This is a genomic window from Carnobacterium sp. (assembly GCF_032094055.1).
GTDB lineage: Bacteria > Bacillota > Bacilli > Lactobacillales > Carnobacteriaceae > Carnobacterium_A.
In genome coordinates, this window is the sequence record NZ_DAMDAK010000007.1 from 45,451 (window position 1) to 46,200 (window position 750).

1 protein-coding gene is annotated in these 750 nt (G+C 38.7%); it reads right to left on the reverse strand.

The features are described from left to right. On the reverse strand, positions 1–750 hold a 750-nt coding region (locus tag RT405_RS02225), incomplete at both ends, for a beta-galactosidase (protein WP_313467195.1).

A 750-nucleotide genomic window follows, 5' to 3' on the forward strand; every position in this document is an offset into this window, starting at 1 on the left:
AGCAACTTCTTTAAATACTCGGTTTTCTGGACTATTATCATGATCAACTACAGCGCCATGGAATTTCTCAGAAGAACCTCTAGACTTGCGCCATTGAAAATACATAATACTATCTGAACCGTGTGCGATCATTTGCATAGCAGATAATAAATGCATATTAGGCCTCTTAGCTTTATTGACCTCATGCCAATTTACTGCGCTTGGAGTAGATTCCAATAACAAAAACGGTTGCTGTTTTAAACTACGATATAAATCATCAATAAAAGCTACTTTCATTGCTAAATCAGCAGTACTTTCCCAATCATTATGCCATGCTGGATAGGCATCCCAACTAATAACATCCACATATTTAGCAAACTTACTATAATCTAGTCCTTGAAACGGAATCAAATCAGCTGTATCTGCCATAAAATTAGTTGTTAATGGTATGTTAGGTGTGATTTCACGCAAAGGTACGATTTCATTCTGATAAAAATCAATCGTTTGGTCCGTTACGAACCGCCGCCAATCCAAATTTAACCCATGAACCGCATCTTCTCCAATCGGTGATGGCGATTGGATTTGTGACCATTCATTAAATGTGTGGCTCCAAAAAGGGCCCCACCAAGCTTCATTTAAGGCATTCAAATCATTATGGTAAGTCTCTTTCAACCACCCTCTGAACGCTTCTTGGCATAGATCACAATGACATTCTCCACCATATTCATTAGAAACATGCCACATTAGTAAGGCCGGATGATTGCCATAACG